This window comes from Nocardia sp. NPDC058633, assembly GCF_042717045.1.
Lineage (GTDB): Bacteria > Actinomycetota > Actinomycetes > Mycobacteriales > Mycobacteriaceae > Nocardia.
The window spans coordinates 169,494-182,142 of record NZ_JBHXRA010000003.1; the positions used below are offsets into that span (position 1 = coordinate 169,494).

The window sequence follows — 12,649 nt, forward strand, 5'->3', positions numbered from 1 at the left end:
CTGGTGCCCCTCAACAGCTCACGCTGTTGTGAATAGGGTGACGGTTCGCGCGCGCCTCGTCAAGTGCCGCGGGGCGGTCTGTTCGCGAAGTGAGATCGCCTGGGACGCTGGATATCCCCGGTCTCGAACCGCGGTCATTTTACCCGCGACACGCCGTGTACGCCAACCGTCGCAGCGGCCGGTCAGCAGCTGTTTTCCGGCCTGTCACGCAAATGAGCCCCGGCCGTGGCCGGGGCTCATCCGAGGTGCGAAAGTGGCTCAGCCGTTGATCTGGCCGTGCGGAACCGCCTTGAAGGTTTCGGTGGGCTGGTCGCTGCCGCCGTAGGCCGCCATCACCTGGGTGTCATCGGAGGAATCCAGTGACTCGCGGATCGCCACCTGCGCCGCGTGCGGCAGCGTGTGGATGATCTCGCGCACGCGCGCCTGACGACGGAACACCGCCTGGCGGGCGGGCATGCCCGGCTCGGCCTTCATCTGCGGGATGATGCCGTCGATCTCCTCGGCGCCACCGTGGTGGTGACCGGCGTCGACGAGCGCCTGCTCGCGCGCCATCTGCGCCTCGTCCTTCTCCTCGGACATACCGATCGGGCCGATCATGCGGCCGTTGAGGAACTGCTTGACCACCGGCTCCTCGCTGGTGAGCAGCACCTCACGGGGACCGAACATGACCAACTGGCGACGGAAGAGCATGCCGATGTTGTCCGGCACGGTACGGGCCAGGTTGATGTTGTGCGTCACGATGAGGATCGTCGCGTCGATCTGCGCGTTGATGTTGAGCAGCAGCTGGGCCAGGTACGAGGTACGCACCGGGTCCAGGCCCGAGTCGGGCTCGTCGACGAGGATGATCTGCGGGTCGAGAACCAGCGCGCGGGCCAGACCGGCGCGCTTGCGCATACCGCCGGAGATCTCACCGGGCAGCTTGTTCTCTGCGCCGAGCAGACCGGTCAGCTCGAGCTTCTCCATGACGACTCGGCGGATCTCGGATTCCGTCTTCTTCGTGTGCTCACGAAGCGGGAAAGCGATGTTGTCGTACAAATTCATCGAGCCGAACAGCGCGCCGTCCTGGAAAAGGACGCCGAACAGTTTGCGGATCTCGTAGAGCTCCTTGTTGGAGCAGGTCATGATGTCGGTGCCATCGATGAAGATGGACCCGCGCTCGGGTCGCAGCAGACCGATGAGCGACTTCAGGAAGACCGACTTACCCGTACCCGAGGGGCCGAGCAACGCACTGACCTCACCCGAAGGGAGCGTGATCGACACGTCCTGCCAAATTCGCTGTGAACCGAAGGATTTGGTTACACCCTCGGTTCTGACCTCGACGCCCACTGCTACCTCCATTGATCCCTGCGAGCACCCCACCCGCGTTCCCGCGCGCTCACATCACGGCGGTGCGCTACGACTCTTGTGGGTCCGGTCACTGTAACCCATCAGTGAGACGGGGCACACCCCTACATGACTGAAGAGTAACCTGCCGCGGTTCCTACGACCCGGATCACTTTCGCATGTCCGGACAAATAGCAAACGGGCGGCCCCGAGGGACCGCCCGTTCACAACAACAGCACTGGTTCCGAATTACTTGACGGAAACCTTGGCGCCGGCCTCTTCGAGCTTCGCCTTGGCGGCCTCGGCGGCATCCTTGGCGACCTTCTCCAGGATCGGCTTCGGGGCGCCCTCGACCAGGTCCTTGGCTTCCTTCAGGCCCAGGCCCGAGACGATCTCACGGACCACCTTGATGACCTGGATCTTCTTGTCGCCGGCACCCTCGAGGATGACGTCGAACTCGTCCTGCTCCTCAGCGGCCTCGGCCGGGGCAGCGCCACCGACGGCGGCAACGGCGACGGGGGCAGCAGCGGTGACCTCGAACTTGTCCTCGAACGCCTTCACGAAGGAGGACAGCTCCAGCAGGGTCATCTCGGAGAAAACGTCGAGCAGCTCTTCAGTGGACAGCTTGGCCATGATTTGTTCCTTTCGGTGGTGAATGTCTGTGCGCGCGGGCGTAATACCCGAGCGGGGGTATTACTCGGCAGCGCCTTCGGCAGCCTGCTTCTTCTCCTGCAGCGCGGCGGCCAGACGGGCCACCTGACCTGCGGGAGCGTTGAACAGACCGGCCGCCTTGGACAGGTTGCCCTTCATCGCGCCTGCCAGCTTGGCCAGCAGGACCTCACGGGTCTCCAGGTCGGCGATCTTCTCGACCTCGGCCACGGACAGCGCAGCGCCGTCCATGTAGCCACCCTTGATGACGAGTGCCTTGTTGTCCTTGGCGAAGGTCTTGAGGGCCTTCGCGGCCAGGACGGGCTCACCCGAAATGAAGGTGATGGCGGTCGGTCCGACGAACAAGTCGTCCAGGCCCTCGACGCCCGCTTCCGCGGCCGCGATCTTGACCAGGGTGTTCTTGGCGACGGAGTACGTGGCGTCGGCGCCGAGCGCACGACGCAGCTCGGTGAGCTTGCCGACCGACAGGCCACGGTATTCCGTGACAACAGTGGCCGTGGAGTTCTTGAACTGCTCCGCGATCTCCGCGACAGCGGTGACCTTTTCAGGTTTCGCCATACTTCGCCTCCTCTCTGATGTCGGTTTCGTTGGTGCACTACCGAATCAGGGGCCGGCGACAAAACGAACGCCCCGGACGCAAGGCGTACCGGGGCGCAAAATATCTTCGGCCTCAGCTCTCCCTGCGTGGGTCGCCGGCAATGTCGCCGGACCTTCGATCGACACCGAGAAATTCGGCATCAACGACCAACGGTCTTCGGTAGAACGAATGGGTGTGGTCTTCGACGATGTATGCACATCCCGCATGACCGTTGATCACTGTACCCGCACCGGGGCCCATCTGCCAAAACGGGTGCCAGCGGCCCGATTCGGGCGGATTTCTTGTGACACAGACCACTTCATCACTCAGATGTGTCAGTGATCCTACAAAGAAGGTGTTACGTCCAGTGACAGTAATCTGGTTCACTCCAATGCTATGGCAACCTCCATAGTCGCTCCACCAACGCTGCTGGACCGACGTTCGCAGCGGATTCTCGCGCTCGTCGTCATCTGTCTGGCCGAATTGCTGGTGGTACTCGACAACACCATCGTCAATGTCGCCCTCCCCTCGATCGGCGTCCAACTACGGACCGGAGTCTCCGGGCTGCAGTGGGTCGTCGACGCCTACACCCTCACCTTCGCCGGCCTGCTGCTGGCGGCTGGCAACCTCGGCGACCGCTACGGTCGCCGTCGAATCATGATCGTCGGCCTCGTCGGTATCGCGGCGATGTCGGTCGGCGGCGCGCTGGCCGAGTCGATGACTCAGGTCATCGTCGCCAGAGCCGCGATGGGCGTGTTCGCCGCCGCGGTCTTCCCCGCCACCCTGGCCCTGATCATCAACATCTTCACCGACCGGCGCGAACGCGCGCTGGCCATCGCCGCGTGGACCGCCATGGCCGGGTTCGCGATCGCCATCGGCCCGATCTCGGGCGGCTGGCTGCTCGAGCATTTCAGCTGGCATTCGGTGTTCTGGATCAACGTGCCGGTGGCACTGGTCGCCCTCGTCGCGACGCTGATCTGGGTGCCCGAATCACGCGCCGATCACATCGGCAAGCTCGATCTGATCGGCATCGGGCTCTCGATCGCGGGAATCACACTGCTGGTGTGGTCGATTATCGAAGCGCCGCACAATGGTTGGCTCTCGCTCACCACGCTGGGCACCGCGGCGCTGGGCACCGTCCTGCTGGCCGCCTTCGTCACCTGGGAATTGCGCACTGCCGCACCGATTCTCGATATGCGCCTGTTCCGCAACCGCCGATTCTCGTTGCCCGCGCTCGCGATCGCCATCGGCTACTTCTCGATGTTCGGGTTCCTGTTCCTGATCACGCAGTATTTCCAAGGCGTGCGCGAATACACCCCACTCGAATTCGGTATCGCCTCACTGCCGTTCGCGATCTCGATCGCCATCGGCGCGCCGATCGCCACGCTGCTCGCCCAACGCATCGGCACCACCGCGGTGATCGTGTTCGGCCTGCTGCTCACCGGACTCGGGCTCTATCTGGCCAGCCGCGTCACCGTCGACAGCACCTATCTCCTCGGGGTGCTGCCCTCGATGGTGTCGATGGCGTTCGGGCTCGGCATCGTGCAAGGGCCCGCCACCGAGTCGATCATGTCCTCGCTGCCACTCGACGAAGCGGGTGCGGGCTCGGCTGTCAACGACACCACCCGAGAGGTCGGCGGCACCCTCGGCGTCGCGGTTCTGGGCTCGATCGTGGCCTCGTACTACACCACCAGCATCGCCGCGCGCATCGACGCCATCCCAGTGGGCATCATGAACGACAGCGAGAAGAGCCTGGTCAAAGCCAGTCCACTGAGCGTGCTGGAGCTGCGCAAGCGCGAACTCGCGCCGTTCTTCGAGACCCAGCGCGAGAATCTCATCGTGGCGATGAAGACAGCCACCCTGCAGGGTTCGCACACCGCCGCGCTCGTGGCCAGCGGCGCGGTGGTCGTCTGCGCGGCGATCGTCGCGATCTTCCTGCCGTGGAAGCCGCAGGAGGGCGAGTCGGTGCTGCTCGGCTGGCGCGAGAAGGACTGACCGGTAGCGGGCCTGCCCCCCGAACGCCGCGAGGGTGGGAACGCGTGACGCGTTCCCACCCTCGCGGTGAGTCAGGGGTTACCTGTCAGCTGAAGCTCACGCATCCTCGTCGAGGAGGTTGCGGGTGCGGTTCGGGTCCACCGGGATGCCCGGTCCGGTGTTCGTCGAAACCGTGATCTTCTTGACGTAGCGACCCTTGGCGGTCGACGGCTTCACACGCAGGATCTCGTCCAGCGCGGCGCCGTAGTTCTCCACCAGCTTGGCGTCGTCGAAGGACGCCTTGCCGATAACGAAGTGCAGGTTGGCCTGCTTGTCGACGCGGAAGTTGATCTTGCCGCCCTTGATCTCGTTGACGGCCTTGGTCACATCGTTGGTGACGGTGCCCGTCTTCGGGTTCGGCATCAAACCACGCGGGCCGAGGACACGCGCGATGCGGCCGACCTTGGCCATCTGGTCCGGGGTGGCGATCGCGGCGTCGAAGTCGAGCCAGCCGCCCTGGATCCGCTCGATCAGGTCCTCGGCGCCCACGGCGTCGGCGCCCGCGGCCTCGGCCTCGGAAGCCTTCTCGCCCGCGGCGAACACGATGACGCGGGCGGTCTTACCGGTGCCGTGCGGCAGGTTGACGGTGCCACGGACCATCTGGTCGGCCTTGCGGGGATCGACGCCGAGACGGACGGCGACCTCGACGGTCGCGTCGGTCTTGGTGGTCGCGGTCTCCTTCGCCAGGCGCGCGGCGGCCAGCGGGGAGTACAGGTTGTCGCGATCGACCTTCTCAGCAGCGGCGAGGTACGCCTTGCTTCGTTTTGCCATGATTTTCTGTCCTTAAGTTTCTGAGTTCAGATGTGGTTTGTTCGGGCCTGGCCGGCCCTCCCACATTGCGAGCGAGTTCGCTCAGCCTTCGACGGTGATACCCATCGAACGCGCGGTACCGGCGATGATCTTCGCGGCCTGATCGAGATCGGTGGCGTTGAGATCCTCGGCCTTGGTCTTGGCGATCTCGCGGACCTGGTCCATCGTGACCTTGGCGACCTTGGTCTTGTGCGGCTCAGCGGAGCCCTTCTGCACACCGGCGGCCTTGAGCAGCAGGCGAGCGGCAGGCGGGGTCTTCAGCTTGAAGTCGAACGACCGGTCCTCGTACACCGAGATCTCGACCGGAATGACGTTGCCACGCTGCGACTCGGTCGCGGCGTTGTACGCCTTGCAGAACTCCATGATGTTGACGCCGTGCTGACCGAGCGCGGGGCCGACCGGCGGTGCCGGGTTGGCTGCGCCGGCCTGGATCTGCAGCTTGATGATCCCGGCGAGCTTCTTCTTCTTGGGGGGCATCTTTCTTCCTTGGCTTTCTGGGGTTCGGTTCCTTACGGTTGCCGTAAGCCTCGTATCCGCGCACGACTATGCCCCGACAAGTACTGCGGGGAAGTCAGAACACGAACCATCACACTCTACTCGACCTGACCCGCGACCCAGCAATCGGGTGGCGACCAGCACAAACGCCAACGGCACCGCTCGTAGGCGGTGCCGTCGACGTGAGTGTGGAAAATCCTAGATCTTGGAGACCTGGGTGAAGTTCAGCTCGACCGGGGTCTCACGACCGAAGATCGACACGAGCACCTTGAGCTTCTGCTGCTCGGCGTTGACCTCGGAGATCGACGCGGGCAGCGTGGCGAACGGGCCGTCCATGACGGTGACCGACTCGCCGACCTCGAAGTCGACCTCGATGGTGGGCTTGCCCGAAGCCGAGCTACCGGCATCCGAACCACCGGCGGCGGCCGCGGCGGCCTTCTTCTGCGCCTGCGCACCGGCCGGGACCAGGAACTTCACGACCTCGTTGATGGTCAGCGGGGTCGGCTTGGCGCCGGGGCCACCGCCGGTCATACCGACGAAACCGGTGACGCCGGGGGTGTTGCGGACCGCGCCCCACGACTCGTTGTTCAGTTCCATCCGGACCAGGATGTAGCCCGGCAGCACCTTGCGGTTGACGTTCTTCTTCTGGCCGTTCTTGATCTCGGTGACCTCTTCGGTCGGTACCTCGACCTGGAAGATGTAGTCCTCGAGGCCGAGGTTCTGCACGCGGGTCTCGAGGTTGGTCTTGACCTTGTTCTCGTAGCCCGCGTAGGAGTGCACGACGTACCAGTCGCCGGGCACGCGGCGCAGCTTGGTCTTCATCGACTCGATCGGGTCGGCCTCGGGATCGTCCTCGGTGGCGACTTCGTCGATCACGGCTTCGTCGACGACAACCTCGTCGGCCGCGGCGTCGTCGGCAGCGGCGGGCTCGGCGGCCTCGACCTCGTCGGTGGCGGTTTCCGCCACGACAGTGTCGTCAACCGGGAACTCGTCGTTGGTGTCGTTCTCCGGGGTGCTCACTGAGGCACTCGCTTCCTGTGTCGTCACGTACATCCTCTGGGCCGGGCCGGGTGCGCGGAGGCACACTCCGTCGTTCCGGCCCGGGGTCGGCTACCGGCGTGGGTGTCGGCGATCAGCCGAACAGCCAGTCGACACCCTTGACGAACGCCACGTCGATACCGGCGATGAACGCGACCATGAAGACCACGAACACCAGAACGACGGCCGTATAAGTGACCATCTGCTTCCGGTTGGGCCAGATCACCTTGCGCAGTTCCGCGATGACCTCTCGCAGGAACCTGAGCAGCCGCTTGAACGGGTTGCCCGACTTGCCGGCAGTTTTGTCTGCCTTGCGCGATGCCGACGGCCGATCGAGCGTGGCCACCGATCCGGTGTCTGCCGGAGCATCCGACGCGCGCACACGACGAGCAGACCGCTTGCCACTCGGTCGAGTGGCAGCGGCGGTGTCCTCGCCGTCTTCGCGAGTGTCCCGCTCGTCGCTCACGTCGATCCTCTCTCGTCGCTGGCATTCAGGGCAGGGGCGACAGGACTTGAACCTGCAACCTGCGGTTTTGGAGACCGCTGCTCTGCCAATTGAGCTACGCCCCTTCGGTTGGACCAGCCTGAGCTGTTGTGCCCAACCACATTCGATATTCGGTTGTCCCCAGTGTCACACAACATGCGCGCCGCTTCCATGAGGATTAGACCCTCGGGAAGATCAGCGCGCAGCATCTCGTGACCCCAGAGTCCCGACTATACGTTACCGCTTGCGGTTATCGCCAATCCGCCAACACTCGACCAGGTCACGACAGCTGAACGGTTGCCGTGGCGCGGCCGAAGATCTTCTTGCCCGCCGACTTCGCCGTAATGGCGACAACGGCGCTGCGGGTCTGCGGGTCGACCGACTTCACCTTGCCGGTGTATTCGACCTCGGCCGGAACGTCGGAACCGACGTAGACAGGGCTGGTGAAGCGGACGTTGTATTCCTTCACCGCGCCGGGATCGCCCAGCCACGACGTGACGAAACCGCCGCCCAAACCCATCGTGAGCATCCCGTGCGCGACCACGTTGTCCAGGCCGACCAGCCGCACGACCTCGTCGCTCCAGTGGATGGGGTTCGCGTCGCCGGAGACGCCGGCATAGTTGACCAGGTCGCCGCGGGTGAGCCGCACCACGCGTGCGGGCAGCTCGTCGCCGACCGACACGCTGTCGAAGGACAGCGCGTGCGCACTGAGCGTCGGTTCGGGTTGATTGGTGATGGGGTCGGGGGTGACCCCGACGGCCAGCTCGGACGGCGCGTGATGGGCGGGCTCGTCCTCGCCGAGTCCGTGCATGAGCACGTTCCGCACCGCGTCCGACATCCGCGGATCGATGTCACCGCCGCTGCGGCCGATCAGGGTGGTGTAGGTGGTGAGCACCAATTCGTCGTCCTGGGCGGTGACGATGTTCTTGGTGACGATGATGTCGCCGCCGAAGGCCTGCCGGAAAGAATGGAGATACACATCGCAGGTCAACCGGTCGCCCACCCGAATGGGGCGGTGGAATTCCAGGATCTGGTCGGTCTGCATGATCTGACTCAGGTCGTAACCGGTCACGATCTGCTCGAACAGTTTGCGCTGGGCGAGGATGCCCACCAGGGAGATGAAGGTGAGCGGGGCGAGCAAGCCCTCGTGGCCGTACTCGCGCGCGATGTCCTCGTCCCAGTGCACCGGGTGGTAGTCCTGCACGGCCCGGGCGTATTCGCGCACCTTCTCGCGGCCGACCTCGTAATAGTCGTCGACCCGGTAGTGGTGGCCGACCATCGACGCCGCGTGGGCGGCGGGATCGAATGATTCGGCGGCTGCGGCAGGGACCGCTTCGTGAGTTCCGGTGTTCACTGTCACAACGTGGACCTTACTCACTCGTAAGACTTCACCGAAGTCGACCGGCGCAAAACGTGACACGTCCGATTGCCGCATCGGCCTCGACTCCGCATGAACTTACCGGGAAAGCACAAAGGCCGGACTCTCGTCCGGCCTTCGGCAGATGTTTCAGAAACTAGCGCGACTCGCGGTGCGCCCGGTGGGTTCCGCAGTTCGGGCAGAACTTCTTGAGCTCGAGGCGATCCGGGTCGTTACGCCGGTTCTTCTTGGTGATGTAGTTGCGGTGCTTGCACTCGTCGCAGGCCAAGGTGATCTTTGGCCGGACATCGGTGGACTTCGCGGCCACGATTTGCCTTCTTTCCGGTCTGGGCTGAGTTGAAATTGGTAGCGATGGCCGGACTTGAACCGGCGACACAACGATTATGAGTCGTTTGCTCTACCAACTGAGCTACACCGCCACGGCGGACTAATATCCCGATGATGCCGCGGTAAGCCGCTCACCACCGGCAATCCGGCGAGCCCCCTAACGGAATCGAACCGTTGACCTTTTCCTTACCATGGAAACGCTCTACCGACTGAGCTAAGGGGGCATGACAACGTGGCACAGAGTCTGTATCGGCAAGCCGATCAGCGTGACCCCGTGCTCCGGCGTCCTGAACGAGATTACACACTCCTGCCCCAGAGCACCAAATCGGCAGCTCAAAGGCCATTTTGACGGAGTTCGACCCCCTGGAATCGGTCGCCTGATACCGAGGCTACCGGTATACGCGCGGGAGCATCCTCGCAAACCAAGGAACCCCCGCCGATCTTCATGATCGACGGGGGTTCGATGTGGCAGATGTAGGATTCGAACCTACGTAGGCATAAGCCGACGGATTTACAGTCCGCTCCCATTGGCCGCTCGGGCAATCTGCCGTGTGCGCCGTTTCCGGTGCGCTGAGCAGCTTACATCGTACCCACCGGGACATTGCAAACCGCCTGCACAGACCCCCTGCGAGCACCGGTTGACACCCCATGCGGGTAGAACTGTCTCGATGGCCGGTAGCACCGGCCCCGGGGTTCGCCGGACCTTCACAGGACAGGAGCGCAGTGTGGCTGATTCGTCATTCGACGTCGTGAGCAAGGTCGACCGTCAGGAGGTCGACAACGCTCTGCATCAGGCGGAGAAGGAGCTGAACTCGCGCTACGACTTCAAGGGCACCGAGGCGTCGATCGCGTGGTCGGGCGAAGAAGCCATCGTGCTGACCGCCAACGCCGAGGAACGGGTGCAGGCCGCGCTCGACGTCTTCAAGGAGAAGCTGATCCGTCGCGATATCTCGCTCAAGGCGTTCGACGCCGGCGAGGCGCAGCCGTCGGGGAAGGTGTTCAAGATCACCGGCACGCTGGTGCAGGGCATCGACACCGAGAAGGCGAAGAAGATCTCCAAGAAGATCCGTGACGAGGGCCCCAAGGGTGTGAAGGCGCAGATCCAGGGTGAGGAGCTGCGGGTCAGCAGCAAGAAGCGCGATGATCTGCAGGAAGTGATCTCGCTGCTCAAGGGCGAGGATTTCGGCATCGCCCTGCAGTTCGTCAACTACCGATAATTCGGCGTCCGGCACCACGGGTTTTCGGCCCCTCGTGCCTCGGATCCGCGGGGCGATACTCCGCCTTCGGCGTTACCTCGCGCCCCGCGGACTCGAGGCGGCCCGAACCCGTGGTGGTCAGTGCGGGTGACTACCGCCCGCCATCTCCTCCAAGCGCTTGATGCGTTCGTCCATCGGGGGGTGGGTGGAGTACCAGCGCGCGATGCGGTCGCCCGCGCGGAACGGGTTGGCGATCATCAGGTGCGATTCGCTGGTGATCTTGGGGTCCGGCGGGAGCGGTGCCACCTGTACCCCGCGTTCGATCTTGCGCAGGGCCGAGGCCAAGGAGAGCGGGTCGCCGGTGAGTTCGGCGCCCGACTGGTCCGCCTGGAACTCCCGAGACCGCGAGACCGCCATCCTGATCAGGCCCGCCGCGATCGGGCCGAGCAGTGAGACCAACAGCACGCCGATGATGTTCGGGCCGTTGCCGTCCCTGTTGCCGAACGAGCTCGCGAAGAACGCCATGTTCGCCAAGCCGGTGATGACCGAGGCCATCGCGCCCGCCACCGACGAGATCAGGATGTCGCGGTTGTACACGTGGGAGAGCTCGTGGCCGAGCACCGCGCGCAGTTCGCGTTCATCGAGCAATTGCAGGATCCCGCTGGTACAGCAGACCGCGGCGTGGCGTGGGTTGCGACCGGTCGCGAACGCGTTCGGGGCGCTGGTCGGACTGATGTAGAGCCGCGGCATCGGCTGGCGCGCCGTGGTCGCGAGCTCGCGCACGATCCGGTACATGACCGGTGCCTCCAGTTCGCTCACCGGTTGCGCGTGCATCGCCTTCAACGCCAGCTTGTCGCTGTTGAAATAGGCGTAGGCATTCATGCCGACGGCCAACACGATCGAGATGACCAGGATCGTCGGGCTGCGGAACATCGCCCCGATGGCGACGATCAACGCCGACATTCCGACCATCAACCCGAAGGTCTTGATCCCATTGGGCATTTCCGCCTCCCCGCGCCTTCTGCCGGTCGTCAGGCGCTTCGTTCGTCAGGCATCGGGCCTGCGGTCGACCACGGAACCGTGCTGGGCACACCCGGTGAGTTGCCCTGTGCCGAGGGAAACCTGTCGTCTCGTCGCGAGAGGACAACGAGCGCCGACAGGCGTTGGTTCCTCGGGTCAGCCCACGCGTTCGATGGTGTAACGGACCAGGCGGGTGAGCGCGTCGTTGGCGGGGCCGGCGGGGAGGGCGGCCAGCTCGGCGTCGGCAAGGTCGGCGTATTCGGCGAGCTTCTGCTTGGCCAGCGCCATTCCGGGTGAGCGGCGCAGCAGCACCAGCGCCTCGTCGACCTCGGCATCGGTTTCCAGGGGGCGGGTGAGCAGGGCGCGCAGGCGGTCGCCGTCGGCGCCGGGCTCGCGCAGGGCGTAGAGCACCGGCAGCGTGTGCACGCCTTCGCGCAGGTCGGTGCCCGGGGTCTTCCCGGACTGCTCGGCCGAGGAGGAGATGTCGATGATGTCGTCGGAGATCTGGAAGGCGGTGCCGACAGCGTCGCCGAGGCGGGCCAGGCGTTCCACGTGCTCGAGGCCCGCGCCGGAGAAGGTGCCACCGAAACGGCCCGAGGCCGCGATGAGCGAGCCGGTCTTCTCCCACACCACGCGCAGGTAGTGCTCGACCGGATCCTGGGTCTGCTTGGCGCCCATGGTTTCCCGCATCTGCCCGGTGACCAGCTCGGCGAAGGTCTCGGCGATGATGCGCACCGCGTCGGGGCCGAGGGTGGAGGTCAGACGCGAGGCATGGGCGAACAGGTAGTCGCCCGCCAGGATCGCGATGTTGTTACCCCAGCGCGAGTTGACGCTCTCCGCGCCACGCCGCTGGGTCGCCTCGTCCATGACGTCGTCGTGATAGAGCGTCGCGAGGTGCACGAGTTCCACGACCGTACCCGCGGTGACCAGCGCCGGATCGGTGGGATTGGGTCCGAGCTGGCCGGTGAGCACGGTGAACAGCGGCCGGAACCGTTTGCCGCCCGCCCTGGCCAGGTGCAGGGCCGCCTCCTGCAAGAATTCCGCACCGTCGGAGAGTTCGTCGACGAGCAGTTTCTCGACCGCGGCCAGTCCGTCGCGCACGGTGACGGCGAGTTCGGGATCGACGAGATCTACCCCGGCAACCACGGTGCTTTCGTCGCTCACAGCCGATGTGCTCATTATCTTCTCCCAGCGATGCGTCCGACCCCGACGGGTAGCAACCTAGCGTGTTCCGGCACTATGGCCGATGAACCCCGTCACACAGTGACAATTCCCGGTGTACCCGACACTCTCGCACA

General features: G+C 64.7%; 13 protein-coding genes and 4 tRNA genes. 2 read left to right on the forward strand and 15 right to left on the reverse strand.

All coding sequences use genetic code 11. The features are described from left to right. Positions 1-258: 258 nt before the first annotated feature. The 3 genes from ACFWUR_RS04690 to rplJ form a co-directional block, all read right to left on the reverse strand. A complete protein-coding gene (locus ACFWUR_RS04690; protein ID WP_378901892.1) occupies positions 259-1,338 on the reverse strand; it encodes an ABC transporter ATP-binding protein in 1,080 nt (359 codons plus the stop codon). 234 nt (positions 1,339-1,572) lie between these two features. Continuing rightward, entirely contained in the window at positions 1,573-1,956 is a 384-nt protein-coding gene (rplL, locus tag ACFWUR_RS04695; protein WP_378901895.1) for a 50S ribosomal protein L7/L12, read from the reverse strand. 60 nt (positions 1,957-2,016) lie between these two features. Next, complete coding sequence (gene rplJ / locus ACFWUR_RS04700; RefSeq protein WP_378901898.1) at positions 2,017-2,550, reverse strand: 50S ribosomal protein L10; 534 nt, start codon at positions 2,548-2,550, stop codon at positions 2,017-2,019. 415 nt (positions 2,551-2,965) lie between these two features. Here rplJ and ACFWUR_RS04705 point away from each other — a divergent pair, with 415 nt between their 5' ends. Continuing rightward, positions 2,966-4,564, forward strand: a complete 1,599-nt coding sequence (locus ACFWUR_RS04705) for an MFS transporter (protein WP_378901900.1) — start codon at positions 2,966-2,968, stop codon at positions 4,562-4,564. Between the two features lie 96 nt (positions 4,565-4,660). Here the strand turns inward: ACFWUR_RS04705 and rplA are convergent, their stop codons facing one another. The 10 genes from rplA to ACFWUR_RS04755 all read right to left on the reverse strand — a co-directional run bounded on the left by rplA (position 4,661) and on the right by ACFWUR_RS04755 (position 9,684). Continuing rightward, positions 4,661-5,374 carry a 50S ribosomal protein L1 gene (gene rplA / locus ACFWUR_RS04710; RefSeq protein WP_301903705.1) on the reverse strand — a complete coding sequence of 238 codons (714 nt, stop codon included), beginning with the start codon at positions 5,372-5,374 and terminating at the stop codon, positions 4,661-4,663. A gap of 81 nt (positions 5,375-5,455) precedes the next feature. Beyond that, positions 5,456-5,890: a 50S ribosomal protein L11 gene (gene rplK, locus ACFWUR_RS04715; RefSeq protein ID WP_378709880.1), complete on the reverse strand. Its 435-nt coding sequence runs from the start codon at positions 5,888-5,890 to the stop codon at positions 5,456-5,458. Positions 5,891-6,106: 216 nt separating this feature from the next. Further along, a complete protein-coding gene (gene nusG, locus ACFWUR_RS04720) occupies positions 6,107-6,928 on the reverse strand; it encodes a transcription termination/antitermination protein NusG (protein ID WP_378902489.1) in 822 nt (273 codons plus the stop codon). Positions 6,929-7,040: 112 nt separating this feature from the next. Further along, on the reverse strand, positions 7,041-7,412 hold the full coding sequence (secE, locus tag ACFWUR_RS04725) for a preprotein translocase subunit SecE (RefSeq protein WP_378901902.1): 372 nt from the start codon (positions 7,410-7,412) through the stop codon (positions 7,041-7,043). A 31-nt stretch (positions 7,413-7,443) separates the two neighbouring features. Then, a tRNA-Trp gene (locus tag ACFWUR_RS04730) sits at positions 7,444-7,516 on the reverse strand. Positions 7,517-7,710: 194 nt separating this feature from the next. Next, a complete protein-coding gene (locus tag ACFWUR_RS04735; protein ID WP_378902492.1) occupies positions 7,711-8,784 on the reverse strand; it encodes a fused (3R)-hydroxyacyl-ACP dehydratase subunits HadA/HadB in 1,074 nt (357 codons plus the stop codon). A gap of 160 nt (positions 8,785-8,944) precedes the next feature. Continuing rightward, positions 8,945-9,115, reverse strand: coding sequence for a 50S ribosomal protein L33 (gene rpmG / locus ACFWUR_RS04740; protein ID WP_056814348.1), 171 nt, complete (start codon positions 9,113-9,115; stop codon positions 8,945-8,947). 36 nt (positions 9,116-9,151) lie between these two features. After that, positions 9,152-9,227 (reverse strand) — tRNA-Met (locus ACFWUR_RS04745). Positions 9,228-9,286: 59 nt separating this feature from the next. Continuing rightward, a tRNA-Thr gene (locus tag ACFWUR_RS04750) sits at positions 9,287-9,359 on the reverse strand. A 242-nt stretch (positions 9,360-9,601) separates the two neighbouring features. Beyond that, positions 9,602-9,684, reverse strand: a tRNA-Tyr gene (locus ACFWUR_RS04755). 176 nt (positions 9,685-9,860) lie between these two features. Between ACFWUR_RS04755 and ACFWUR_RS04760 the strand changes: the two genes are divergently transcribed. Beyond that, positions 9,861-10,352: a YajQ family cyclic di-GMP-binding protein gene (locus tag ACFWUR_RS04760; RefSeq protein ID WP_101465562.1), complete on the forward strand. Its 492-nt coding sequence runs from the start codon at positions 9,861-9,863 to the stop codon at positions 10,350-10,352. Between the two features lie 117 nt (positions 10,353-10,469). On the opposite strand, the gene htpX is transcribed toward ACFWUR_RS04760, so the two are convergent. Together htpX and ACFWUR_RS04770 are read right to left on the reverse strand one after the other, a co-directional pair. Further along, positions 10,470-11,333, reverse strand: coding sequence for a zinc metalloprotease HtpX (gene htpX, locus ACFWUR_RS04765; protein ID WP_378901904.1), 864 nt, complete (start codon positions 11,331-11,333; stop codon positions 10,470-10,472). A gap of 174 nt (positions 11,334-11,507) precedes the next feature. Next, positions 11,508-12,530: a polyprenyl synthetase family protein gene (locus ACFWUR_RS04770; protein WP_378901907.1), complete on the reverse strand. Its 1,023-nt coding sequence runs from the start codon at positions 12,528-12,530 to the stop codon at positions 11,508-11,510. Between the last annotated feature and the right edge of the window lie 119 nt (positions 12,531-12,649).

Excerpts from the sequence above, each read along its gene's own strand:
- htpX (WP_378901904.1), bottom strand. The coding sequence starts at position 11,333 with ATGCCCAATGGGATCAAGACCTTCGGGTTGATGGTCGGAATGTCGGCG.
- rplL (WP_378901895.1), bottom strand. The coding sequence starts at position 1,956 with ATGGCCAAGCTGTCCACTGAAGAGCTGCTCGACGTTTTCTCCGAGATG.
- ACFWUR_RS04705 (WP_378901900.1), top strand. The coding sequence starts at position 2,966 with ATGGCAACCTCCATAGTCGCTCCACCAACGCTGCTGGACCGACGTTCG.
- rplJ (WP_378901898.1), bottom strand. The coding sequence starts at position 2,550 with ATGGCGAAACCTGAAAAGGTCACCGCTGTCGCGGAGATCGCGGAGCAG.
- rplK (WP_378709880.1), bottom strand. The coding sequence starts at position 5,890 with ATGCCCCCCAAGAAGAAGAAGCTCGCCGGGATCATCAAGCTGCAGATC.
- rplA (WP_301903705.1), bottom strand. The coding sequence starts at position 5,374 with ATGGCAAAACGAAGCAAGGCGTACCTCGCCGCTGCTGAGAAGGTCGAT.
- ACFWUR_RS04770 (WP_378901907.1), bottom strand. The coding sequence starts at position 12,530 with ATGAGCACATCGGCTGTGAGCGACGAAAGCACCGTGGTTGCCGGGGTA.
- ACFWUR_RS04690 (WP_378901892.1), bottom strand. The coding sequence starts at position 1,338 with ATGGAGGTAGCAGTGGGCGTCGAGGTCAGAACCGAGGGTGTAACCAAA.